This window comes from Peribacillus sp. Bi96 (assembly GCF_918698115.1).
Lineage (GTDB): Bacteria > Bacillota > Bacilli > Bacillales > DSM-1321 > Peribacillus.
Genome location: NZ_CAKKLV010000011.1, coordinates 13,550 through 37,011 on the forward strand (window position 1 = coordinate 13,550; position 23,462 = coordinate 37,011).

Consider the following 23,462-nt stretch of genomic DNA (forward strand, 5'->3'; position numbering starts at 1 on the left):
ATGGCGAAACCCATCATAAAGATTAAGAACATGTCTAAATCGTATGAATTAGGCGGTGAAACGGTCAAGGCACTTCAAGATGTATGTCTTACAATCAATAAAGGGGATTTCATTTCTATCATCGGACCATCCGGATCAGGGAAATCGACGTTCATGAATATGCTTGGCTGCCTTGATAAGCCTGATACAGGTGAATACCTTCTAGATGAAAAAGAAGTAGAAAAAATGAAGGATAATGAGTTAGCTGCTATTCGTAACATTAAAATAGGATTTATCTTTCAAAATTTCAACCTGTTGGCAAAATTGACAGCGTTGGAAAATGTCGAACTTCCTCTGGTCTATAGAGGAGTAAGTGTAAAGGAAAGAATGAAGGTGGCCAATGCCTGTCTTGATATGGTAGGCCTGGGTGACCGGGTTAATCATTTGCCGACTCAACTTTCAGGAGGACAGCAGCAAAGAGTTGCGATTGCTAGGGCACTTGCAGGTAACCCTCCCGTTTTATTGGCGGATGAGCCAACAGGGGCTCTTGATAGTAAGACAAGTAAAGAAGTGTTGCAAATGCTGAAAGATTTAAACCAAAAGGGACAAACAATCATTCTTATAACGCACGACCTGGAAGTGGCAAAAGAAGCCACACGTGTCGTACGGATACAGGATGGTCAGCTATTTGAAAACGGAGGTGATTGGATTGAACCTGAGCGAATCAGTGAAGATGGCTATATGCAGTATCAAAACCAATAAAGTCCGTGCATTTTTAACGATGCTTGGGATTATTATTGGAGTTGCCTCTGTGATTGTCCTAGTTTCGATTGGACAGGGATCCTCACAGTCCGTTCAGGATGAGATCAACAGCTTGGGAACGAACTTGTTAACGGTAAGTGTCACGGATACGGATTCTGTGGAGCTGACGGATGACATAATTGAACAGTTTAAAGACCTGGACGGGATATCAGATGTTGCACCTGTTGTCACTGGACGAGTTTATGCTAAAAACGGTGAAGCTTCGGCACAAGTTTCCATGACAGGCACAACTTCTTCCTACTTATCAGTGAGGGATTTAGAGCTTAGTCAAGGCCGCTTTTTAACGGATATGGAAACGGAATTACGTTCTAAGGTTGTTGTTTTGGGGTCAGATACAGCTGATACGCTTTTTGAAAATCAAAAAGCGGTGGACCAGAGCGTTCTTATTGGCGGTGTTTCCTATCGAGTGATCGGTGTTTTGAAGTCAGTAGGCACCTCAATGGGGTCGAGCGGGGATGATGTAATCATTGCACCGATCACTACTGCCGAACGGGCTACGGGCAGCACAACAATCGGAACGGTATATTTAAAAGCCAAAAATGAGAATATCGTAGAGAGGGCGATGTATCAGGTACAAGGGACGATGACCACATCATTCCCGGAGCAAAGTGACAATTATTCGGTGTCCAATCAGGAAGACCTGATGGATACAATGAGCTCAGTTTCAGATACGTTCACTCTCATGCTTGGCGGTATAGCGAGCATTTCGTTACTTGTAGGCGGTATTGGAATCATGAATATCATGTTGGTCTCCGTTTCGGAGAGGACGAAAGAAATAGGGATTAGAAAAGCAATTGGTGCGAATCGGAAATCCATCCTTCTTCAATTTTTAATTGAAGCGATGTCCTTGAGCTGCTTAGGAGGGTTATTGGGTGTCGGAATTGGATTGGGGATAGCTAAATTGGTTTCCGTTTTTTCAACTTTAACGATTAGTTATTCATGGTCGGTGACACTGTTGGCTTTCTTATTCTCCATATTAATCGGTATAATCTTTGGCGTATTTCCTGCAAATAAGGCATCTAAATTGAATCCAATCCAGGCACTGCGTCACGAATAAATATGCAAATTTTAGGAAAGCGGCTATAAAAAGCCCGCTTTCTTTTGCTTATGAAAAAGGATAAAATCAACATATATCGCAATTGAAACGGTCAGGAGGGGAACTCTGTATGAAGATTTTGGTGGTTGAAGATAATGTTTCATTATTAGAATCGATCCGGCAAATTCTGACGGATGAATATGAAGTCGATACAGCGAATAATGGGGAAGATGGATTATTCATGGCCCTGCAAAGTATATACGATATCATTATATTGGATGTAATGCTTCCGGGAATGGATGGATTTGAAATTGTACGGAAAATCAGGGAAGCAAAGATTGATACAAGCGTCTTGTTTTTGACGGCAAAAGATGCGCTTGAGGATCGGGTCAGAGGCTTGGAGATGGGTGGCGATGATTATTTAGTCAAGCCGTTTCAAGCACCGGAACTTAAGGCCAGGATACGTGCTCTCCTTCGCAGGAGTGGTATTTTATCGTTGGAGCAGCATGTGAAGTATCGTGGAATTGAATTGTTGGAAAGAGAAAAGGATATATTGGTTGATGGAAAGATCATTAAAATGACCTTGAAACAGTATGAACTACTTGAGTATCTCATTCAGAATAATGGGAAAATATTGACCCGAGAGCAGATTTTCGACCGTATTTGGGGGTTTGACTCAGATACGACGATTGCCATTGTGGAAGTGTTCATCCATCATCTAAGAAAAAAGTTGGAACCTTTCAATTATCATAAAGATATTCAAACGGTTCGGGGAATTGGTTATATGTTAAAACAACCATAAGGGGATCATTATGTTCCAAAAAACACGGCTTCAATTAACATTATTGAATTCTATCGTCTTTATTGTCTTAATAGCCATATTAAGCAGAACGATTTATTTCTATACGGAAAATCAGATCTATAGGGATGTCAATGATTCACTTGAAAAGGATTACAGGGATTTCAATCATGGAGGCATGCCAGGCGGACGTCCGCAAGGTGAGTTTCTCTTAGGACCGGGACCGAGTGTCATCGTTTGGGGACCGGAAGATACGATCATTGAGCCAAGGCTGAGTGTAGACAATTTCATTAAGGTTAATGAATCAGAATTTTACCCTAAAAAGTTTGATGAGATTGAAGAAATATCGGTAAATGGGCCGACGTATCGTGCACTTTCCACCAAGGTCGATACGGAATATGGAGAAATGACCGTACAATTCATCCGGAATGTCGATTCTGAAAAAGATATGCTTAATCGCTTGTTGCTCATATTATTTGTTGGTGGAGGAATTGGAAGTCTAGTGGCGATAGGCGCAGGCTATCTTCTGGCAGGACGGGCTCTCATACCAGTCAAGAAATCCTGGGATCAGCAACAACAGTTTGTCTCGGATGCTTCGCATGAAATCCGAACGCCGCTTGCCGTCATTCAATCGCGGGCTGAATTGCTATTTCAATCACCGAACGCGACTATCGAGGAAAAGGCCGTCGATATATCCATCATTTCAAAAGAAGTCCGCCGATTGAACAAACTAGTTAACGGTCTTTTAACCTTGACCCGAACGGATTCGAATCAAATGGAGGTTAAAAAATCGAACTTTTTCCTCGATGACTTACTTATTGATATAGTGGAACAATATACGGATATTGCTTCTTTTCAAGAAAAATCAATAACTAGCCATGCTCCCGAACAAGTCGTGTTTCTTGGGGATAAAGAGAGAATTCATCAGCTATTGGTGATCTTGGTGGATAATGCCATGAAGTTCACGGAGGTAGGCGGGGAGATTTCCCTTTCCTGCATCAAGAATGCTTCATCCATCATTCTTTCTGTAGAGGATAATGGAAAAGGCATTCCACAGGAAGAAATCCCCTTGATTTTTAATCGTTTTTATCAAGTGGAGCAATCCCGCTCAGCAAATGAAGGCTCCGGTTTAGGTTTATCCATTGCTAAGTGGATTGTAAACACACATCAAGGAACCATCAAGGTTACGAGTGTACAGAATGAACGGACCCGTTTTGAAATCACTTTTCCGAGAAATCAAAAGAAAAATTAATCAAGTTGTCATCCTATAGTAAAAGACCCTTACTTTTTTCCTTGGTGCTTAAGGAAAAATTAAGGGTTTTTTTAGATAATCATCTTATAAGAAAATTTTGGAGGAGAATCAATGATGAAAAGACTTGGTAGGTTACACTTTTTGGTTGGAATATTGGCTTCGGTCCTTTTAATGGCACAAGCAGTTATCGGGATCCTGATGTATGTGAATGGAAGCGGCAATGAACCCATGAATCGTCAGGCGATGATGGGTCAGCCTGCTGACCGCAACACAACAGATTCCGATAGTACGGAAGATTCAACTAATAGCAGTTCTGCAACCGAAGATTCAACTACGGAAACGACACCTAATGTTACACAGGGCAATATGGGGGCAACTCCCCAAGGCGCTGGAACTCCAGGAGAGATGCCAAGCGGTGGCGGATTTCAAGGCAGAGACTCTTTTGCAGGCCAATTTATCGCCTTTTATCAAGGGGCAGGCGGCTTGGCTACATCCATCATCATCTTTGTGATTGGAGGCGCAGGGTTGGTGATATCTGTGATGTCCAGAAAAGCGGCAGCCTAAAAAGTCGATCCTCATAAAAACATGTTTCAAGGAAAGCTGCTGTTTCGTTTGCTAATAGAGAAGGTTCCTTTTGAGGGAAGCCTTCTTTTTTTATTCACGAAATCCATTATTGTCACTAATTGTTAGTATAAAAAGAGAAATAATAATTGCACTTAAAAAAATATTGGTTTAATATATACTTCTGAGAGGTACGTACATGTAGTTTGGATAAAAGAGAAAACGTTTGCATAAATTTTTTGAGGGTACCCTATTCTTAATGCACGATCATTAAATTCACCTTAGTGGAGGCAGAATATGAAATTTCTGATAGCAATTTTAGGACTGCTCATTGTTTTTGGACTAGCTTTTTTAGCGAGTAGTGACCGGAAGAAAGTTAAAATTAAACCGATTATCCTTATGGTGATCCTGCAGCTTATTTTAACTTATCTATTATTAAATACGAAGTTTGGTCTAGTGATCATCAATTCGATTGCCGATGGTTTTGGAAAACTATTAGAATGGGCAAATGAAGGGATTACATTTGTATTTGGTGGGATTGTAAACGAAGGAGCATCGCCCTTCTTTTTAAATGTCCTTCTTCCTATCGTATTCATCTCGGCATTAATCGGGATATTACAGCACTTCAAAATCCTTCCGTTCGTCATGAAGTGGATAGGATTCCTGCTGAGTAAGGTTAATGGAATGGGGAAATTGGAATCTTACAATGCGGTCGCATCAGCAATTGTCGGCCAATCCGAGGTTTTCATTACCTTGAAGAAGCAACTCGGTTCCATTCCGCCATCACGTATGTATACTCTTTGTGCGTCAGCCATGTCAACCGTATCGATGTCGATTGTCGGTGCTTATATGACCATGATTGAACCAAAGTATGTTGTGACGGCTATTGTTATTAACATGTTTGGTGGATTTATCATTGCATCCATTATTAACCCTTATACGGTAACGGATGAGGATGATATTCTCCCTGTTGAAGTAGGGGCAGAGAAACAGTCGTTCTTCGAAATGCTTGGGGAATATATCATGGATGGATTTAAGGTTGCTATCACTGTAGCCGCGATGTTAATTGGTTTCGTTGCACTAATTGCAGGAATCAACAGCTTATTCGATATGATCTTCGGCATCAGTTTCCAAGACATCTTGGGGTATATTTTTGCCCCGTTTGCCTTTATCATGGGGATACCGATTTCAGAAACCGTGACTGCAGGCGGAATCATGGCGACAAAGCTAGTAACTAATGAATTTGTTGCCATGCTGAGCCTAGGGGACGCATCAGCAGCCTTGAGCGAAAGGACGATAGGAATTGTTTCGGTTTTCTTGGTTTCATTCGCGAATTTTTCATCTATCGGAATCATTGCAGGTGCTGTTAAAGGCCTACATGAAAAACAAGGAAATGTTGTGGCTCGTTTCGGCTTGAAGTTGCTATACGGTGCGACTCTTGTCAGCATCCTATCTGCAATCATCGTCAGTGTGATACTTTAAGTAACGGTATTGATAAGAGGCACTTGGGTTTACTCCTAAGTGCCTCTTTTATTTTTGGAATTTGAAGGTGATTTGCGTGCTGGTATATAATACATAAAATGGCTGGCCATGAAAGGGAAAAGGGAGTGAGGAGGACAATGAAGGAGAATGAAACGGCAATCTTTGCAGGAGGCTGCTTTTGGTGTATGGTTGCTCCCTTCGATGAAATGGATGGAATTATTAAAGTGACATCGGGTTATACGGGCGGTAATTCAACCGCACCTAGTTATAAACAGGTGATTACTGGCTCGACTGATCATGTTGAAGCGGTTCAAGTGGTATTCGATCCGTCAATCATTTCCTATAAAGCGTTATTAGAGATGTTTTGGCAGCAAATTGATCCTACAGATGACGGTGGACAGTTCTCCGATAGAGGAAGGCAATACAGGGCAGCCATTTTCTATCTTAATGAACGTCAGAAACAGGAGGCAGAGCGGTCGAAGGAGGATTTAATGATGAGCGGTCGGTTTGAAAAGCCTATTGTTACGGGTATTTTACCCTCAGGGAAATTTTACGCGGCTGAGGAATACCATCAGGATTTCCATCGAAAAAATCAATTTCGTTATGCACTGTATCTTAGAGGATCAGGACGTGATGCTTTCATAAAAGAAAATTGGCCTAAGGATAATGCACATCTTAGAACAACCTTAACCGAGAGTCAGTTTCATGTCACCCAGGAAAATGGCACGGAGCCTCCCTTTGAAAATGACTATTGGAATCACTTTGAAGAAGGCGTTTATGTGGATGTCGTTTCTGGAGAGCCTCTATTCAGTTCAAGGGATAAGTATGATAGCGGATGTGGGTGGCCGAGCTTCACGAAGCCCATCATGTCAGCAAGTGTCAATGAAAAAGTGGATCTCAGCCATCGGATGACCCGGACCGAAGTGCGCAGCAGGGACGCTGATTCACATCTGGGACATGTTTTTCCTGATGGCCCCAGTCCTAAAGGCACGAGATATTGCATAAACTCTTCAGCCCTTCGATTCATCCCTAGAAATGAAATGGAAAGAGAGGGATATGGCGATTTATTATTGCTTTTTAAAATGAAATAATTAGTTAGATAGGGGAACAAATATGAACAAAATAGATGAGGATTTATACCGATACATCCTTGATAACTCTTCCACAATTACGGAAAGCTGGCTGGCTTTACGCGAAAGGCAGATCGGGTCGATCTATTCAGTGGATAGTGATGAAGAAGTTGAGGAGCTCCTTCGGAGACAGAACACGTTGACCATCAAGACAGTGACCAGTGCTTTACTTGAGGATGAAACGGCTTTTGTAGAAAGTATGGAGCAGTGGGCAAAACTCGTCTCGAAAAGCAGGGTTGAATCAGATACACCTATTTATGAAGTGTTGGAAGCGCTTAATAAGGTGCGGGAAACTTACTGGGGTTTTATCACTGACTATATGCTTCAGGATGATGTGGAAATTACGAAGGAAACAATCATTCGGTGGAGCCAGCTTATTAATCGCGCATTCGATCAATTGAACCGCGAGTTCACTGAGCAGTATTATCTTTTGACAAGTGAGCGTTTGCTAGCTCAACAGAATCTGATTAATGAATTAGGCGCACCTGTCATTCCGATTGTTGACTCCATTGCGGTATTGCCGTTAATCGGTGAAATCGATACCTTCCGTGCAAAGGAAATCTTGGATACGACTCCAATCAAATGCATTAACAAAAATGTTTCTCACTTATTCATCGATTTATCAGGAGTCTCCCTTTTGGATACGATGGTTGCCCATCAAGTCTACCAATTGATAAGCACCCTGAACTTGTTAGGCATACAATCGACCATTTCAGGAATTCGCCCCGAAGTGGCCCGGACATCGATTCAGTTAGGTCTTGATTTTAGTCAGGTTTCGACTCAGGGAACACTAAAACAGGCTCTTGCCAAGCAAGGGATCAAACTTTACGAGGGAAATTGATAGATGTGTGTTGAGAGTGAAAAAGAACCAGAATCCTCTGAGGGACCTGGTTCTTTTCTGTGATTTTATAATTTAAAGGAACTTTTCAATCCAACAATTTGGTTGAAGACCAAGTGATCGGCGCTAGTGAGTTTGGAATCAACATTGTAATAGCCATGTCTGAAGAATTGGAATTTATCCTGAGACTTAACATCCTTCATGTTAGGCTCGACAAAACCTTGTAAAATTTCTATGGATTCAGGGTTTACCCGCTCCAAGAATGATTTTTCTTCTTCCTCTTCATTTTCCTTATCCAAAATTAAAGGCTGGTAATTACGGAACTCTGCTGAAACGGCTTGTGAAGCTTCGACCCAGTGCAAAGTACCTTTTACTTTACGGCCAGTGAAACCGGATCCGCTTTTTGTTTCAATGTCATACGTGCAGCGAAGTTCGACGACGTTACCGGCTTCGTCTTTTATCACTTCTTCACATTTAATGAAATAAGCATGTTTTAAACGGACTTCATTGCCCGGGAAAAGTCGGAAATACTTTTTCGGCGGGTTTTCCATGAAATCGTCCTGTTCAATATATATTTCACGTGAGAAAGGAATTTGTCGCGTGCCCATTTCCGGAACCTCCGGGTTGACCTCAGCATCCAGCCATTCAACCTCTCCTTCCGGATAGTTGGTGATGACCACTTTTAGGGGATTTAGAATAGCCATAGTCCGTGGAGCTTTCAGCTTTAAGTCTTCCCGCACGAAATGATCGAGCATTTGAGAGTCTACGACACCGCTGGTTTTTGCAACACCAATCTCTTGGCAGAATGCACGAATCGCTTCAGGTGTATATCCGCGTCTTCTAAGGCCTGATACGGTAGGCATCCGTGGGTCGTCCCAGCCATCCACGAAGCCCTCATCGACAAGCTGCTTCAGTTTTCGCTTGCTCATTACGGTATTGGTCAGGTTAAGACGGCCAAATTCATATTGTTTTGGTTTGCTTTCCATTTCACAATTTTCAACGATCCAGTCATAAAGCGGGCGTTGATCTTCGAACTCAAGTGTACAAATGGAATGGGTGACACCCTCGATAGCATCCTCAATGGGATGAGCAAAGGCATACATTGGGTAAATGCACCATTTGTTGCCTGTATTATGGTGTTCAGTATGGGAAATACGGTATATAACAGGATCGCGCAGATTAATGTTAGGTGAGCTCATATCGATTTTTGCACGCAATACTTTTGTGCCATTCTCGAAATCGCCGCTGCGCATCTTTTCAAATAGTTCAAGGTTTTCCTCGACTGTTCGATTTCGGTAGGGGCTATCTTTCCCAGGAGCGGTCAATGTTCCGCGATATTCACGGATTTGGTCGGCATTAAGGTCGTCCACATATGCCAGTCCTTTATTGATGAGCAAGACAGCTCTTTTATACATTTCATCGAAATAGTCGGAAGCGAAGAAAAGGTTATCCCAGTCGTAACCAAGCCATTTAACATCCTCTTTAATGGAATTGACATACTCGATATCTTCTTTCAATGGATTGGTATCATCGAATCGTAGGTTTGTTTTACCATTGAAATCATCAGCCACTCCAAAATTCAATATGATTGATTTGGCGTGTCCGATATGTAAATATCCATTTGGCTCAGGAGGGAAGCGGGTGATGATATGATTATGTTTTCCGGACTCAAGATCATCTTTTATAATATTTTTAATAAAATTCGAAGAGTTATTTTCCAACTGAATTCGACCTCTTTCATTTATATACTTCTTTTAATTTTACCTGTATATATACCATAAATACAGATATTTTTCCATGTTCGAGCCGGAATCGGGGTTTTGGGATACGTTCTGAAACCATATCATCAAGTATTTAGTTTGTGTAATCAGTTAAAAAAATATCCCTGAAACTTTTATCTTTTAATCAAGGAAACTATCTAATTGGCAATGAAAGAAAAGCAAATCCCAGGCGGGTTTATATACAAAAGAAGCAATACAGGAATTTACGCCTGTATTGCTTATAAAGATGTCCGGGACCGCAATGAAGGAGGAAATCTCCCCGCCAAATCAAAAGATTGTCGTTTGCAAGAACTCTTTTGTACGCTCTTCTTTTGGATTTGTGAAGAATTCTTTTGGCGGGCCGCTTTCGACGACCCTCCCATCATGCATGAAGACAATCCAATCGCCAACTTCTCGTGCAAAGCTCATTTCATGTGTAACGACTACCATTGTCATCCCCTCCAAGGCAAGTTCCTTCATCGTAGCCAGTACCTCCCCGACGAGTTCGGGATCCAGAGCGGAGGTAGGCTCATCAAAGAGTAGGATATCAGGCTTCATGGCAAGGGCTCGGGCTATCGCTACACGCTGTTTCTGGCCGCCTGAGAGCTTGCTTGGATAGACATCCGCTTTATCTGATAAGCCGACTTTGGCAAGCAATGCTTTTGCCTCTTCAATCGCCTGTGCCTTCGGGACCTTTTTGACGTGAGTCGGCGCTTCGATGACGTTTTCAAGGACGGTCATGTGCGGGAAGAGATAGAAATGCTGAAAAACCATTCCCACTTTCTCACGGATTTTATTAATATCATGGGTACCCGGTGTGACCTCCGTTCCTTCAATAAGGATTTGCCCGCTGTCTTTCTTCTCCAAATAATTCAAACAGCGGAGCAGGGTGCTTTTTCCTGAACCGCTTGGCCCAATCAAACAGACAACATCGCTATCCAGTACCTTCATATCAATATCTTTAAGTACATGCAGGTTCCCATACGATTTATTTAAATTCCTAATGCGAATCATTTCTTTTTGTTCCATTTCAATTCCCCCTATCGATCACTTATGGACAGTTTCTTTTCGAATAAATTGACGATAATGGTCAGGAATGCCACAAGAATCAAGTAGTAGACCGCTACAATCAGTAAATACGTCATTTCATCGAAATTATTCGAACCTAACGTGGTGGCTACGTTAAACAGCTCATTCATGGATATGAAGGCTGCCAGTGATGAATCCTTCAGCCCGATGATGAATTGGTTGCCTAGCGGCGGCAATGCGCGACGGAAGGCCTGAGGCAAGATAATTCGTTTTAATGCGAGTGAATTGCTCATGCCAAGTGAGCGTCCGGCCTCCATTTGGCCTTTGTCGATCGATTGGATCGTACCACGCAGTATTTCGGAGATATAAGCTCCATTATGGAAGGCAAGGGCAAGTGACGCCGCCCAGAAGTCTGGTAGTAAAAAGAGATTGCTGATACCGAAATAGAGTATGAATATCTGTACGATAAGCGGTGTTCCCCGTACCAGGAATACATATGTATCTGAAATCCATGCAAGAATTTTTATATTGGATATTTTTAAAAGTGCAAATAGCAACCCGATGACGATTCCTACCAATATGGAGACTACCGTCAGTTCCAAAGTGAGGAGCATGGCTCGGATGAATACGTCCGAGGAGCTAAATAATATATCAAAAAAATGTGAAAAACTTGGCAATGTAATAACTCCCTTTCTATCAATCTTTATTCAGGCTTGGTTGTGATATCCTCACCAAAGTATTTTTTGCTGATTTTCGCAAGTGTTCCATCTTCCCGGAGGTTTTCAAGTGCTTCATTGATGCGTGCAAGCAGCTGTGGGTTGTCATTAGGCAGTACGATGGCCTGCTCGCTTCGTTCGATCAATTGCCGTCCTTCGATGTCGAAACCTTCCTTGGTCGCTTCCTTGCCGGTTACAAAGTCGGTGATGACGGCATCATGACGTCCTCCGCTCAATGCTTTAAGGGCGGTGATATCACTGTCATAGGTTTTTACATTGGTTGTATACTTTTCTGCTGTGGTTGCGTATGTGGAGCCTTTAGAGGCCGCAACTTCCTTTCCCTTTAAATCCTCCACCGTTTTAATATCACTATCTTTTCGGACGAAAATTTGAGGACCTGAGTAGTAATAAGGGGTGGAGAAGGCAACATGTTTACTTCGTTGTTCATTGATCGTATGACTGGCAACCGCGGCATCTGCCCGACCGGTTTTGACACCTTCCACGATACCTTTGAATTTTATCCGTTTAGGCACCGGCTCTAAATCGAGTTCCTTGGCTATGGCATCGCCGACTTCAATATCGAATCCTGTTACGGTCATGTCATCATTGACATAACTGAATGGCTTGAATTCACCTGATGCAGCGAAAACAAACTGATCCTTATTGATCAGCTTACTACCATCCTCTAGTTGGTCTTTTTCAGCGCAGCCGGACAAAAGTCCAAGAATGACCAGAATGGATAGAATGAATGTAACGGATGATTTCATGATAATTTCATTTCCCCCTTTGAAAAAAACTAATCGAATGGTCTATACCCTTATGAGGGAGTGGATAACCTTTTTTTATAAGAAAAATAAACTGAATTTTTAAATTTCTCGTGGTGGGATATGAATGAGGAGGATGGTTTTGGCCCTAAGGGGACTGCCTATGATTTTACAAGTGTTACTAAAGTAGAAACTAGTGACTCTTGAAATAAAAGACCCTCATTCCATATCATCACTTTCTCTTTATTTACTCAAAAATGAAACTCATAGTTCCAATGTTGGAACGTTAAACAATTTACTTTTATATACAATTAAATTATTACAATTCAAAGGAGGAACTATATTGATTTAATAAAAAGTAGTTAAATGCTACCCCAGTACTACACATTTTTCGGACTCACGTAATATTGTTGATCAACATTTCAGTAAGTCATCACGTTTACGCGAGTTTCAACTCCTTAAATTCCAACTTAATTGTTCAGGAAGCTGAACAATTAAGTTCCGAAATATTACTTTTAAAAAATGGATTAAAAGCAAGCTACGCACCTGTAACTGCACTTTCAACATAATTTAATCGCTGAAAAAAATTTCACTTTAGCAGCTAAAATAATGTAGTCGCACTTCTCTTTTACGAGTGCTATGGGCCTGTTGTTTTATAGACAAACTAAAAAAATAAAAGGGGAACAACAATGAAGTTTATTAGTTTAAAAGTCTTAAGTGTAATTAGTATTTTATCATTAAGTTTTACTGGCTTTAGCACAAGTAGTTATGCAGAAAGTAATTCCACAGTAACAAACATGGAACAACTTCCTTATAATCTTATTGAAGATGTGGAAGTAATGGATTATCAAGTACAAGAAAATAACATTGTTACTGAAACAGAAGATTTCACTTCAAATATTAATCTTGATAAAAATGAAATTACATATACTGATTCAGAAGAAAATTCAGTCGCTATCTCGATAGACGACCCAGATTTAAAATTTGTTGAGAATGTTGATGGTACAATTGTTTACGAAAATGAAGAAGATGGGTACTCAGTCGATAATCAGATACTAGATGGTGGATTTAGACAGATGTTTAAAATTGAATCTGAGTCTTCTCCTAAAATATTCATTTGTCATGCTGTAAATCCATTAACAATTTACAAGTCACCTTGGAACTTAGAACCTTGGCGTCCTGATTTATCACTAGTATTAACCTATAAAAACGGATGTAATCCAAAGTAGTAGGGATACATTAGTTTTTAATAAGAGGTGATTTCATATGTATAGCAGTTCGAATCAAGCGATATTTGATCCAGGTTATATTTTTTTACTGTTAGTTATTTTAGGGATTTTCTATTTAGTATACTTTGCGTTAATTGTAGTTACTATAAAATTAAACGCTCTAAGTATAAGTAGTTTAACTATATCTTTCATTACTTATTTGCTTGTTGGATTTTATATGGCGGGAGCCGGTTATTATATGGATGAACATCCAGATTATAACTTAGTGTTTAATGGCTATGGGTTTCCGGATTTAATTTTATTGGCATTCCCTTATATCTTTTTATCTCTGGCGGCAAGTTTAGGTGAAAAAAAAACAAAATAAATAATAAATAAAAAAGCATCTCTAAACAGAGACACATTGGCGAAAACGATTTTATTGTATACGGGTCCTTTTGATGAGCCTACTTGGATGCAAGTTTTGTTTTTATTTCCGACCGTAACATTTACATATATCACAATTAAAAACAAATCACGATTCTCATTTATTATTGTAAGTATTTGTTCTATCGTTATGTTTTTTTCTTTATTCATGCATTTTGTTTCGTATATTCAACTGAAGAATAAACTGTAAGCTACTGTTTTTATGCAAAAAATCCAAAAGCAATGTAATAGAGAGCGTCTAGTTATTACTAAGGTATTCAATCCCGTATTAATTGACTGACTTTAATTTTGCCTATGAATTGAAGTATAATGTAGCAAAATAGAAGAAGGGCAGTTGGGAAAATGGTGAGCAACTTTGTGCAAGAGCAGTTAGAGGAATTTCGTGAAAAAAATCAAGATAGAGGCCGTTTAATTATAAAATGTCCGGACCAACCAGGAATTGTTTCGACAGTTACGGCCTTTCTTAAAGAATATGATGCAAATATTGTCGAGTTGAGCCAGTATTCGTTGAACCCTGAGGGCGGCACCTTTTTTACCAGGATTGAATTCGATTGCCCAGGATTAAAGGATAGGGCAGCGGATATGGAAGTGGCCTTTCATGAAGTTTCGACAAAGTTTTCGATGGAGTGGACACTTAATCATGTGAGTGATTTGAAGAGGACGGCTATCTTCGTCTCCAAAGAACCGCACTGCTTACTGGAATTGCTCTGGGAGTGGCAAAGCGGGGATTTATTGGCCGATATTGCGCTAGTTATCAGTAATCATGAAGATACGAGGCAAATTGTCGAATCGATGGGGATCCCTTTTTATTATATTCCTGCAAATAAGGATATACGCAAGGAAGTGGAGACAAAGCAGCTTGGACTTTTGGAAGAATACAATGTGGACCTAATTGTATTAGCTAGGTATATGCAGATCCTGACGCCGGATTTCGTAGCCGCCCATCCAAATAAAATCATCAATATCCATCATTCATTTTTACCTGCATTCATTGGTGCACGGCCTTATGAAAGAGCATATGACCGCGGGGTCAAGCTGATAGGGGCGACTTCTCATTATGTGACGAATGATTTGGATGAAGGACCAATCATCGAGCAGGATATTGAACGTGTGGACCATCGTGATTCTGCAGAGGATATGAAGAAAATCGGTCGTTCCGCTGAACGCAGGGTGCTGGCACGTGCCGTTAAATGGCATTTGGAGGACCGGGTCCTCGTTCATGAAAATAAAACGGTAGTCTTTTAAAGTGAAAAACCCCCTTTGGTTTGCCAAGGGGGTTTTATATGGAATGAGTGCTTTAATACGTATATTCGACTCTTACTGAGGCAGTGATGTTCAATTCTCCGGGCTGAATCGGGGTAGTCGCCATTTTTGAAAAGGTACTTGTTTGGTAAAGCATTGGAGTAGCTGTTTCAGATACCTCTTCAACCTTAATAGGGACTGGGTTCAATGAGATTCCCAGTGTTCGAGCCATGGAGAGTGCTTTTTCGTATGCATTATTTAAAGCGAGCGAGAGTGCTTGGTTATAGTAAGATTCTGGATTGGATAAGGAAAAGCGGATGCTTGTTATTGAGTTGGCACCGCTTCTGACTGCCGTGTCGATTATGCTGCCGATTTTTTCGATGTCGGTCGTTTGGGCCTGGAGGATGTGCTGGACTTTGTAGTTCTTGAACAATTCCTTTCCGTCGATATAATCATATTGTGGATCGATTCTGTAATCACTCGTTTTCAATTGCTCTTCTGGAATGCCAGCGGATTTAAGTGATTCGATGACATTTGCAATTGCTTGAGAATTGGCCTGCTGGGCCTTTTGCGGGTCTTCATTCTCTGTTATGACTCCAAGGGTTATCGTCGCTTGATCCGGAGCGGCAGATAGCGTCTCTGAGCCGGAGACTTTCAATGTATTTTCATCATTTCGGTAATCATTCCGATCAGGGGCATTATATTCTTGATTCATTTTGACACCAGCCTTTTTAAAAGAGATAATCTCAACCCTATTGTACGAAGTATGAGCGGGAAACATGATTGAAATATCCGCCTCGTTAACGATTCCTTCGGAAAATCAAAAAAAATACACTCGGCCTTGGCCGAGTGCAGATTACTTATGAATGACTTGAACCCTGCCAACCTGGCCGTCCGTCAATCTTACTTTAATTCCGTGAGGGTGACTGCTGGAGTTGGTTAAAATATCCTTTACAGTGCCGCTCGTCAGTTTTCCGCTGCGTTGATCCGCTTTAAGTACAATGTCCACAGAGGTGCCTGGTGTAATATCTTTTCGATTTTTACCGTTCATATTCGATTCAATCCTTTTTAGAGTTATTTGCAACCATTCGTTCATGCAGTAACTTCAGTATAAGGAAAACAGCAGAACTAGTCGACTATTAGGGTACATCATAAATTGACCATTAGCGTATTTTTTTCAATGGTTCGACAGCAGGACCATTTAAAACTTCACCAGTGATAGAGTAGCGGGAGGCATGGCATGGGCAGTCCCAAGTACGGTCGCCGCTATTCCATTCAACCTCGCATCCCATGTGTGTACATGTGGAATCGACTATATGCAGCTGGCCATCATGATCACGGTAACACCCAGCTTTGTCTCCATTCACCTTTACGATTGCCCCTTCATCGATGCCTAAGTCTTCTGGCTTTTTATCAATGACGGCCACTTTGCCTTTGATCAGATGCTTCGCCACATCAGCATTATCTTGGATCATATTTTTCAAGCCTTTTAAACGGGCAGGATCATACAATTCCGCATACCGGTTATCTTTTTGCAAAATCCGGTCCGTCAAGATTTTGGCAGCAATCGATCCATTCGTCATTCCCCATTTCGCATAGCCGGTAGCTATCAGGACGTTTTGATGATTGGATGTTACTGGACCGACGAAGGGGATATTATCCGGTGTCACAATATCTTGTGCCGACCAGCGGTAGGGAATGTCCTTCACATCGAAATACTGGGAACTGAAATCCTTCAGGGCCTCATAATGCTCGATTGTCGAGATTCCCTGCCCTGTTTTATGGCCTTCTCCGCCAACCAGTATAAGTTTTTCCCCATTGTCCAATTCCGTATAGCGAAGGGAGCGGGTAGGGCTGTCGGCACTGTAATACATCCCCCCGGGAAATTCCTGTTCAGTCCTAATTCCAAGTACATAGGACCTTTTTACATGAACACGGGCAAAGTATAAGCCCACTTCATCATTAAAAGGGAAGTGGGAGGCGACGATAACATGATTGCTTTTGATGGTATGTCCAGTATCCGTCAGAACGGTTGGTGGATCGCCGTCTTCAATCTTCATTGCCGTTGTCCGTTCATAAATTGTGCCTCCACTTTCGAGAATTGTCGAAATGAGGGCAGTTAAATATTTTAATGGATGAAACTGGGCTTGATCTTTCATGATCACAGCAGCTTTACAAGGAATGGAGAATGGGATTTCTTCTGCATAATCGCCTCGAATCCCAAGTTTTTGATAGGCTTTCAGTTCTTTTTGAATTTTGCTTTTATATTCATCCGTATTTGCGTAAATATAGGCATCCTGTGCAGTCAGATTACATTCAATGGAATGTTCCTCTACCAAGTCTTTGATTAGCTTCATTCCATCTGCATTGGCTTCATAATAAAGTTTGGCCTTCTCTTCACCATGGTCAGTGATCAACTGGTCGTAAATCAGGCCATGCTGGGCCGTGATTTTTGCTGTAGTGTGTCCTGTCGTTCCAGTAAGGATTTCGCCTGCTTCAATCAGTGTGACTTTAACACCTTGTTTAGCTAGTAAATAGGCTGAAGTGATTCCAGTAATTCCACCACCTACTATTAAGACATCAGTGGTTATATCTGTATCTAGTTTGGAAAAAGAAGGGAAAGTTAACGCGCTGCGCCAATAGGGTTCCGGAAATCGGGGAAGGTCTGTATTTTTTTCAGTCATTTGAATACCTCCATACAGTTCAGTTAGTGAATCGTCCATTTATTACCATACCCAAATCCGCTATTTATACGCTAATTTTTGTAAGAAGAAAGATTAAAAAATACATTATTTGGTTTGTTTACAAAAACGTATACATGTAAACAAAAATAGATGGAATGTACACAATAATGTATACATGTAAACAAAAGCGTACACATGGCTATATATAAGGTGTATACATAATTGTTCCTATTGTAAACAATTTGAAAACAATTCGAAAAATATAACTACAACTAATGAAGGGTTGACTATCGTGGAAACTTCTTCAGCTTCCAGAGTCGTGGAGAGGAGGGCCGTTAAATATTTTAAAGGGGTGAAACTGTGCTTGGATCATGGAAGATTTACAAGGAAAGGAGAAAGGGATTTCTTCTGCATAATCCCCGCGAATGGCTAGTTTCGATAGGTTTTTAGTTCTTTTTGAATTTGGCTATGTTAAAGTTCTTGGTTGTTTTTTAATAAACCGTAATCAGTTGTGGTATCCTGGAAGTTTTATCACGGCTTTCATTGCCGACAATGTGGAAGTATGTCAGTTGTTCGCTATGGTAAGCGAAATGGTCGTCAACGTTAGAGGTGCAAAGATTCTCTTAAATTGAGCTGCCATTTGACAAACTCCCCTATGTATCGTTCGAAAAAGGCAGACAAATGGATTGGGTTTATTGAATGTATGCTGAAAGGGTTATCTGCTCTTGTGAAAGGAAGTGTCGGTACATTTGAAGGAATAGTAGAAGTAGATGAAACCTAATTCTTAGAAAGTCATAAAGGTCGAAAGGTTATTTCGAACCGTAAATCAAGAAAACGTGGTGGCTCAGCTACTAAAAGAGGTATCTCCAATGAACAAGTCTGTGTCTTGGCCGCAAGAGACCGAAACAAAACAGCCCTCTCGAAGCGTGTCGGTTCAGGTAGAATTCTAACAGAGCAAATGATACAACCCTTACAATGCATTTCCAAAGTGAAACTGTGCTTATTTCTGCTGCTCATCATTCTTATAAATCTTATTCGACTAAAAACGATGTTTAACACATTATCATAAATGGCAGCAGTAAGAAAGAATACGTCACGAAAGGCATCTATCATCTTAATAATATAAATAATTACCATTCCGGACTAAAGAAATGGTTGAGTCGATTTAATGGAGTATCTACGAAATATTTGCAGCTATATTTAGTGCGGTTTCAGTTCCTTGACAATAGAAAAATGGAAAGTGATTTGAATAAGAAAAAGGTAATGCTTATCATAGCGAGTGTTCACGGAACTTGGGAAACCGCAGACACGTTAAGACTTAGAAACACCGCCTTCTAAGGCAGGTTATTTCAAATTGGAACATCAAAATGAGCTGTCAGTTTACTAAAGCAGCAAGTTAGTTGAACAAAATTTTCACATTTAGTCACCAACAATGGAGATTTTATCAATGAATTCTTGATACTCTTCTTTCTTATGCTGGGTTATAAACATCTTATACCTTTTCAAATCATCAATTAACCCCGTAATCGATGTTCCTATATATTCTTCATCCGCCAAGTAATAATCTCTTAGAGTTAAATATTTCATTGTGTAAAGTTTCCGTTATTGCATAAGAATCTATTATTTTGTCATCCTTGTCATAAAGCACAACATCTAGTCCCATATGTTTACACTCCTATTTTCTTATTTTTAATTGTATCTTCTTTTTCAACTAACCTGCCCCGTTAGTTGAAGGGGAGACCTTCACAATCTAATATTTATTTCAGTATTAATATCCAGGTGACCAATAGAAACCCTTTTAATTTCACATAGGATATAGTTATTTAGAAACTATCAACCTTTACCTGTAACATAGCTTTGAGTTTTACTTTTATATTCATCAATATTCGCGTGAATATAGGTATCTATTGCAGGTAAATTACATTCCATTGAATGTAATTTTAACGCACTGCGCCAATAGGGTTCCCGAATTTGGGAAGTTTCTGTATTTTTCTCAGTCTTTTGAATACCTCTATACAGTTATACAGTTCATTAGTGAATTGTCCATTTATCACCATGACCAAACTCACTATTTATACGCTTATTTTTGTAGGGGAAAGATCAATTAAAAATACAATATATGGTTTGTGTACAAACACGTATACGTGTAAACAAAAAAAGATACATCGTACACAATTATGTATACGTGTGTACAAATACGTATACATAGCTATATATAAGGTGTATACATATTTGTTCCTATTGTAAACAATTTGAAAACAATTCGACAAATATAGCTATTACTAATGAAGCATTGACTATCGTGGAAACTTTTCCTATCCTTAAAGGGAATGCTTCACTAAATTTTTTCTATAAAAAAGGGGATGTTTTTAGATGAGTTCTAGAATCGCAGCAGTAGACGTAGGAAATGATGCTATCAAAGCTATTTTTGGAAAACTAGAGTCTGAACTATATATACCAAATGTCATTGCAAAAGACATAGAGGACCGTCCGGTCATTGGGATTGAGGAACTTAATGAAAAAAACCCAATGGAAGGGATTCATATTAGGGTCCATTCACCGGCTCTGCAAGACAATAATGCGATTTATCGCGTTGGAAACTTGGCGACAAAAAGTGATAATCCTACAGAACTGGATTTAGGAAGCAGTAAATCGGAAGAAGATCAAACATTAGTCATGCTTTTTGCGGCTCTTGCATTAGACGCTGCCAAGTTGGGGGACAACGATACATTCAAAAAAGTGAATAACGTTGTGGAAGCCAACTATACGCTTGGAACAGGGTTGCCACTTCGGGAGGTTAAAGAAGGGAAAGACGTCGGGTACCGCTCGAAATTACTTGGTTCCGTCCATCAGGTGGAATTTTTAATTACTCCTAAATATCAAGGCATGAAGGTTAATATCAAGTTCGATGAAGTGAAAGTCTATCCAGAGGGCTTCGCTGCATACATAAATTTGGTCATGGATAAAGATTTGAATATCATTAACCGTGAATTAATAGATAGAAGAATACTTATTCAGGATATCGGTGGATTATCGACGGATATCGCGGTCATTAAAAATCGTAAAGTTGACGATGACAAGGCACAAGGATTCAATTTGGGAGTTGCTGAAGCACTTGAATCAATTCGTGAAGAAATCAGGAAGAAACATGGTGTCGAGTTGGATAGCAGGCGCGATGTCGTAGAAATCATCACGAAGAAAAATGATCGCAATCATATTATGGTTCGCGGAAGCCGGACAAGCGTCCATGATATCGTTGACCGTATTTTGGGAGAACTGGCCAAAAAGCAATATCGCCACCTGCGCAACGTATGGCAAAAAAATTCACAAACAGAAATCTGCTATTTTGTAGGCGGGGGATCGATTGTCCTGAAAGATTACTTGAAAACATTGAATCAAAATTTCGATGGCTACAATATAGACTTTTTCGAAGACGAGCGGGAAAGCGTTTGGATGATGGCAAACGCCTATTATAAATTGATTTCCGATTTTAATCGCCGGAATGCAAAGGAACAGAATCAATCCCAGCAAAAGAAGAAAGAACAAAGAACGGGTTCCATTAAATAGGTGAGAGAATGAAAAAAACAGCTTCTTCTGAAATTAAAAGAGGACAAGCCATCACTTTTCGTATTCCTTCGGATGTATCAGATTATACGTTAAGACAGCTGCAGAAATTGAAGGAAACGGAAAGAAGGAATTTTTCCAGTAAAATTGCTGAGTATGTTCTCGATGGAGTCGGGCAATCCACCCATCAGGATCGGGAAATGATTGCCCTGCCCATGCCGAACAAGCTAAGCAAATCTCAGCGTGATTGGCTCAAGCATTCCCACTCAGAAGCTATGCTTGGAACGATTATGTACAACCTTTTATCCGATCCTTTACGCGCAACGGCCTTACTTGCCTCCTTGAACAGTAATGGATCGAATGATGAATCATATATGAAGGCTGAGCCTGAAGAACAGGAAGCTGAGGAGGTCCGGGAGGACTTGCCTAAGAAAGATCTGGATGATTTTGATTGGAGTTTAGATGAACCCGTACAACAAGAGGAAGAATCGGAACCGGAAGAGGAAAATCTCGACGATCTCCTGGGTGATTTCCTTGATCAAATGAACCAGTGAATATGTAGAGGGATATCTGACGACAAGTTGGATATCCTTCTTTTTTTGGAAAGGAATTCATAAAAAAAGGAGGGGCCTCAGGGGTCCCTCTTAAAACGATCAGGCTAGGAAAATCAGTTGATAGAGGAATAGAATCGCAAACATGTACACGAACGGATGTACTTCGAGGAATTTTCCTCTAGCCATTTTTAAAATGGGATAAGCGATGAATCCAAGTGCTATCCCGTTGGCGATGCTTGATGTTAACGGCATGGCGACAATGACCAAAAAGGCTGGAAATGATTCATCAAAGTGTGTCCAGTCAATTTCGTTTATGCTTTTGATCATCATACTTCCCACGATGATCAAGCTTGGTGCCGTGATTGCAGCTACATTTGAGACTGCACCTATCAGCGGGCTGAAGAAGGCGGTTATTAAGAAAAGGAGGGCCACTACAAGTGCGGTTAAACCTGTCTTACCGCCTGCCCCTACTCCAGCTGAAGATTCAACCGAGGCCGCGGTCGGGCTTGTACCGAACATGGCGCCAACGGTAGTGCCGATGGAATCTGCAAAAAAGGCACTGCCGGATTTTTCTAGCTTATTTTCCTTCAACAATCCTGCTTGACGTACGATCCCCAATAAAGCTCCCGTCGTATCAAACAGCATGACAAGCAGAATGGAGAAGACGACGCCATAAAGCCCGTAGTTAATGACATCCGCAATAGATGTGATGGGATTGGCGACAATTATTCCTTCAGGTAATGAAGGTGTGGAAACAAGTCCATCTATTTTCAATTGACCTGTAAAGAAAGCGATTATGGCCGTCACGATCATTCCGATGAATATCGCTCCCTGCACATTGCGAACGATCAGCACGATCGTTATGACCAAACCAACCAATGTAAGCGCCACACTAGCGTCCCTGAAGCTTCCAAGGGTAACCAGGTTGGATTCATGCTGTGTTACGACACCTGACAAGCGAAGTCCGATAAAGGTGATGAAAAGCCCGATTCCGGCACTGATTGCATGCTTCAAGTTATTTGGGATGGCCTCGATCAATTTTGAGCGGAAAGAGGTTAGGGATAAAAGGATAAAGATGATACCGGTAACAAAGACTGCAGAGAAGGCAACTGTGTATGTAATATCATGGGTTCCCAGTACCGAGTAGGCAAAATAAGCATTCAATCCCATAGCAGGCGCTATGATAATCGGGTAATTGGCTAAAAGGGCCATGCATAGGGTACCGACTATTATTGCAATTATGGTTGCTGTGAATGCCTGGTCGAAAGGAACACCGGCATCAGAAAGAATCATGGGGTTTACAACGATGATATAAGCTAGTGTTAAAAAGGTTGTAAGCCCCGCAAGTACTTCCGTCTTGATATTTGAATTCCGTTCTTTTAATTTAAACATGAGGTCACTCCTTTTTTATATACAAAAAATCCTTGTATAATTCTACAAGGAGGAGACGCTTACCCTTTATTTTCAAGTAAGTAGCTCGATTGGATAATCTTATAAATTATATTAGAAAAACAACTAAAGTACAATAGGATGAAAAATTTTAAGTGACACGTTTTCTCGAAAATAGATAATGATATACTAACAAATAGCTTAGAATA

At 40.6% G+C, this 23,462-nt stretch carries 22 protein-coding genes and 1 pseudogene; 14 read left to right on the plus strand and 9 right to left on the minus strand.

From position 1 onward, the window contains the following. The 8 genes from LQ203_RS14620 (at nucleotide 1) to LQ203_RS14655 (ending at nucleotide 7,902) form a co-directional block, all read left to right on the plus strand. Nucleotides 1–741 (plus strand): ABC transporter ATP-binding protein, encoded by a 741-nt coding sequence (locus LQ203_RS14620; RefSeq protein ID WP_290370588.1) that lies wholly within the window; start codon nucleotides 1–3, stop codon nucleotides 739–741. Beyond that, nucleotides 668–1,858 (plus strand): ABC transporter permease, encoded by a 1,191-nt coding sequence (locus tag LQ203_RS14625; RefSeq protein ID WP_356714516.1) that lies wholly within the window; start codon nucleotides 668–670, stop codon nucleotides 1,856–1,858. The genes LQ203_RS14620 and LQ203_RS14625 overlap by 74 nt, the downstream gene beginning before the upstream one ends. 109 nt (nucleotides 1,859–1,967) lie before the next feature. Beyond that, nucleotides 1,968–2,639, plus strand: coding sequence for a response regulator transcription factor (locus tag LQ203_RS14630; RefSeq protein ID WP_230159115.1), 672 nt, complete (start codon nucleotides 1,968–1,970; stop codon nucleotides 2,637–2,639). 10 nt (nucleotides 2,640–2,649) lie between these two features. Further along, nucleotides 2,650–3,888 carry a HAMP domain-containing sensor histidine kinase gene (locus LQ203_RS14635; RefSeq protein ID WP_230159116.1) on the plus strand — a complete coding sequence of 413 codons (1,239 nt, stop codon included), beginning with the start codon at nucleotides 2,650–2,652 and terminating at the stop codon, nucleotides 3,886–3,888. A gap of 111 nt (nucleotides 3,889–3,999) precedes the next feature. After that, entirely contained in the window at nucleotides 4,000–4,452 is a 453-nt protein-coding gene (locus tag LQ203_RS14640) for a hypothetical protein (protein ID WP_230159117.1), read from the plus strand. A gap of 294 nt (nucleotides 4,453–4,746) precedes the next feature. Next, nucleotides 4,747–5,931, plus strand: a complete 1,185-nt coding sequence (locus LQ203_RS14645) for a nucleoside transporter C-terminal domain-containing protein (RefSeq protein WP_230159118.1) — start codon at nucleotides 4,747–4,749, stop codon at nucleotides 5,929–5,931. Between the two features lie 137 nt (nucleotides 5,932–6,068). After that, nucleotides 6,069–7,022 carry a peptide-methionine (R)-S-oxide reductase MsrB gene (gene msrB / locus LQ203_RS14650; protein ID WP_230159119.1) on the plus strand — a complete coding sequence of 318 codons (954 nt, stop codon included), beginning with the start codon at nucleotides 6,069–6,071 and terminating at the stop codon, nucleotides 7,020–7,022. A gap of 22 nt (nucleotides 7,023–7,044) precedes the next feature. Further along, nucleotides 7,045–7,902 carry an STAS domain-containing protein gene (locus tag LQ203_RS14655; protein WP_230159120.1) on the plus strand — a complete coding sequence of 286 codons (858 nt, stop codon included), beginning with the start codon at nucleotides 7,045–7,047 and terminating at the stop codon, nucleotides 7,900–7,902. Nucleotides 7,903–7,967: 65 nt separating this feature from the next. On the opposite strand, the gene LQ203_RS14660 is transcribed toward LQ203_RS14655, so the two are convergent. The 4 genes from LQ203_RS14660 to LQ203_RS14675 form a co-directional block, all read right to left on the minus strand. Continuing rightward, on the minus strand, nucleotides 7,968–9,620 hold the full coding sequence (locus LQ203_RS14660) for a glutamine--tRNA ligase/YqeY domain fusion protein (RefSeq protein ID WP_230159121.1): 1,653 nt from the start codon (nucleotides 9,618–9,620) through the stop codon (nucleotides 7,968–7,970). Nucleotides 9,621–9,947: 327 nt separating this feature from the next. Then, nucleotides 9,948–10,688: an amino acid ABC transporter ATP-binding protein gene (locus LQ203_RS14665; RefSeq protein ID WP_290370589.1), complete on the minus strand. Its 741-nt coding sequence runs from the start codon at nucleotides 10,686–10,688 to the stop codon at nucleotides 9,948–9,950. 11 nt (nucleotides 10,689–10,699) lie between these two features. Further along, nucleotides 10,700–11,365: an amino acid ABC transporter permease gene (locus LQ203_RS14670; protein ID WP_230159122.1), complete on the minus strand. Its 666-nt coding sequence runs from the start codon at nucleotides 11,363–11,365 to the stop codon at nucleotides 10,700–10,702. A 26-nt stretch (nucleotides 11,366–11,391) separates the two neighbouring features. Then, nucleotides 11,392–12,171, minus strand: a complete 780-nt coding sequence (locus tag LQ203_RS14675; RefSeq protein WP_230159123.1) for a transporter substrate-binding domain-containing protein — start codon at nucleotides 12,169–12,171, stop codon at nucleotides 11,392–11,394. Nucleotides 12,172–12,857: 686 nt separating this feature from the next. On the opposite strand from LQ203_RS14675, the gene LQ203_RS14680 reads away from it, so the two are divergent. The 3 genes from LQ203_RS14680 to purU all read left to right on the plus strand — a co-directional run bounded on the left by LQ203_RS14680 (nucleotide 12,858) and on the right by purU (nucleotide 15,065). Next, nucleotides 12,858–13,397, plus strand: coding sequence for a DUF2599 domain-containing protein (locus tag LQ203_RS14680; protein WP_230159124.1), 540 nt, complete (start codon nucleotides 12,858–12,860; stop codon nucleotides 13,395–13,397). A 37-nt stretch (nucleotides 13,398–13,434) separates the two neighbouring features. Further along, on the plus strand, nucleotides 13,435–13,761 hold the full coding sequence (locus tag LQ203_RS14685) for a hypothetical protein (protein ID WP_230159125.1): 327 nt from the start codon (nucleotides 13,435–13,437) through the stop codon (nucleotides 13,759–13,761). Between the two features lie 404 nt (nucleotides 13,762–14,165). After that, nucleotides 14,166–15,065 (plus strand): formyltetrahydrofolate deformylase, encoded by a 900-nt coding sequence (purU, locus tag LQ203_RS14690; RefSeq protein ID WP_230159126.1) that lies wholly within the window; start codon nucleotides 14,166–14,168, stop codon nucleotides 15,063–15,065. 52 nt (nucleotides 15,066–15,117) lie between these two features. Here purU and LQ203_RS14695 read toward each other — a convergent pair whose 3' ends face one another. The 3 genes from LQ203_RS14695 to LQ203_RS14705 form a co-directional block, all read right to left on the minus strand. After that, entirely contained in the window at nucleotides 15,118–15,777 is a 660-nt protein-coding gene (locus LQ203_RS14695) for an SIMPL domain-containing protein (protein ID WP_230159127.1), read from the minus strand. 141 nt (nucleotides 15,778–15,918) lie between these two features. Next, nucleotides 15,919–16,113, minus strand: a complete 195-nt coding sequence (locus tag LQ203_RS14700) for a YwbE family protein (protein ID WP_057914066.1) — start codon at nucleotides 16,111–16,113, stop codon at nucleotides 15,919–15,921. A gap of 112 nt (nucleotides 16,114–16,225) precedes the next feature. Further along, on the minus strand, nucleotides 16,226–17,746 hold the full coding sequence (locus tag LQ203_RS14705; protein ID WP_230159128.1) for an FAD-dependent oxidoreductase: 1,521 nt from the start codon (nucleotides 17,744–17,746) through the stop codon (nucleotides 16,226–16,228). Nucleotides 17,747–18,269: 523 nt separating this feature from the next. On the opposite strand from LQ203_RS14705, the pseudogene LQ203_RS14710 reads away from it, so the two are divergent. After that, nucleotides 18,270–19,084: pseudogene (locus LQ203_RS14710) on the plus strand (IS1595 family transposase); the annotation flags it as partial. Between the two features lie 81 nt (nucleotides 19,085–19,165). Here the strand turns inward: LQ203_RS14710 and LQ203_RS14715 are convergent. Beyond that, a complete protein-coding gene (locus LQ203_RS14715) occupies nucleotides 19,166–19,333 on the minus strand; it encodes a hypothetical protein (RefSeq protein WP_230159129.1) in 168 nt (55 codons plus the stop codon). 786 nt (nucleotides 19,334–20,119) lie between these two features. Here LQ203_RS14715 and LQ203_RS14720 point away from each other — a divergent pair. Next, a complete protein-coding gene (locus LQ203_RS14720; RefSeq protein WP_230159130.1) occupies nucleotides 20,120–21,313 on the plus strand; it encodes a ParM/StbA family protein in 1,194 nt (397 codons plus the stop codon). A gap of 8 nt (nucleotides 21,314–21,321) precedes the next feature. Beyond that, nucleotides 21,322–21,864, plus strand: coding sequence for a hypothetical protein (locus LQ203_RS14725; protein ID WP_230159131.1), 543 nt, complete (start codon nucleotides 21,322–21,324; stop codon nucleotides 21,862–21,864). A gap of 99 nt (nucleotides 21,865–21,963) precedes the next feature. On the opposite strand, the gene LQ203_RS14730 is transcribed toward LQ203_RS14725, so the two are convergent. Then, nucleotides 21,964–23,256 (minus strand): NCS2 family permease, encoded by a 1,293-nt coding sequence (locus tag LQ203_RS14730; RefSeq protein ID WP_230159132.1) that lies wholly within the window; start codon nucleotides 23,254–23,256, stop codon nucleotides 21,964–21,966. Nucleotides 23,257–23,462 lie beyond the last annotated feature (206 nt).

Excerpts from the sequence above, each read along its gene's own strand:
- LQ203_RS14620 (WP_290370588.1), top strand. The coding sequence starts at position 1 with ATGGCGAAACCCATCATAAAGATTAAGAACATGTCTAAATCGTATGAA.
- LQ203_RS14630 (WP_230159115.1), top strand. The coding sequence starts at position 1,968 with ATGAAGATTTTGGTGGTTGAAGATAATGTTTCATTATTAGAATCGATC.
- LQ203_RS14635 (WP_230159116.1), top strand. The coding sequence starts at position 2,650 with ATGTTCCAAAAAACACGGCTTCAATTAACATTATTGAATTCTATCGTC.
- LQ203_RS14640 (WP_230159117.1), top strand. The coding sequence starts at position 4,000 with ATGATGAAAAGACTTGGTAGGTTACACTTTTTGGTTGGAATATTGGCT.
- LQ203_RS14645 (WP_230159118.1), top strand. The coding sequence starts at position 4,747 with ATGAAATTTCTGATAGCAATTTTAGGACTGCTCATTGTTTTTGGACTA.
- msrB (WP_230159119.1), top strand. The coding sequence starts at position 6,069 with ATGAAGGAGAATGAAACGGCAATCTTTGCAGGAGGCTGCTTTTGGTGT.
- LQ203_RS14655 (WP_230159120.1), top strand. The coding sequence starts at position 7,045 with ATGAACAAAATAGATGAGGATTTATACCGATACATCCTTGATAACTCT.
- LQ203_RS14665 (WP_290370589.1), bottom strand. The coding sequence starts at position 10,688 with ATGGAACAAAAAGAAATGATTCGCATTAGGAATTTAAATAAATCGTAT.
- LQ203_RS14675 (WP_230159123.1), bottom strand. The coding sequence starts at position 12,171 with ATGAAATCATCCGTTACATTCATTCTATCCATTCTGGTCATTCTTGGA.
- LQ203_RS14680 (WP_230159124.1), top strand. The coding sequence starts at position 12,858 with ATGAAGTTTATTAGTTTAAAAGTCTTAAGTGTAATTAGTATTTTATCA.
- LQ203_RS14685 (WP_230159125.1), top strand. The coding sequence starts at position 13,435 with ATGTATAGCAGTTCGAATCAAGCGATATTTGATCCAGGTTATATTTTT.
- LQ203_RS14695 (WP_230159127.1), bottom strand. The coding sequence starts at position 15,777 with ATGAATCAAGAATATAATGCCCCTGATCGGAATGATTACCGAAATGAT.
- LQ203_RS14700 (WP_057914066.1), bottom strand. The coding sequence starts at position 16,113 with ATGAACGGTAAAAATCGAAAAGATATTACACCAGGCACCTCTGTGGAC.
- LQ203_RS14705 (WP_230159128.1), bottom strand. The coding sequence starts at position 17,746 with ATGACTGAAAAAAATACAGACCTTCCCCGATTTCCGGAACCCTATTGG.
- LQ203_RS14715 (WP_230159129.1), bottom strand. The coding sequence starts at position 19,333 with ATGAAATATTTAACTCTAAGAGATTATTACTTGGCGGATGAAGAATAT.
- LQ203_RS14720 (WP_230159130.1), top strand. The coding sequence starts at position 20,120 with ATGAGTTCTAGAATCGCAGCAGTAGACGTAGGAAATGATGCTATCAAA.
- LQ203_RS14725 (WP_230159131.1), top strand. The coding sequence starts at position 21,322 with ATGAAAAAAACAGCTTCTTCTGAAATTAAAAGAGGACAAGCCATCACT.
- LQ203_RS14730 (WP_230159132.1), bottom strand. The coding sequence starts at position 23,256 with ATGTTTAAATTAAAAGAACGGAATTCAAATATCAAGACGGAAGTACTT.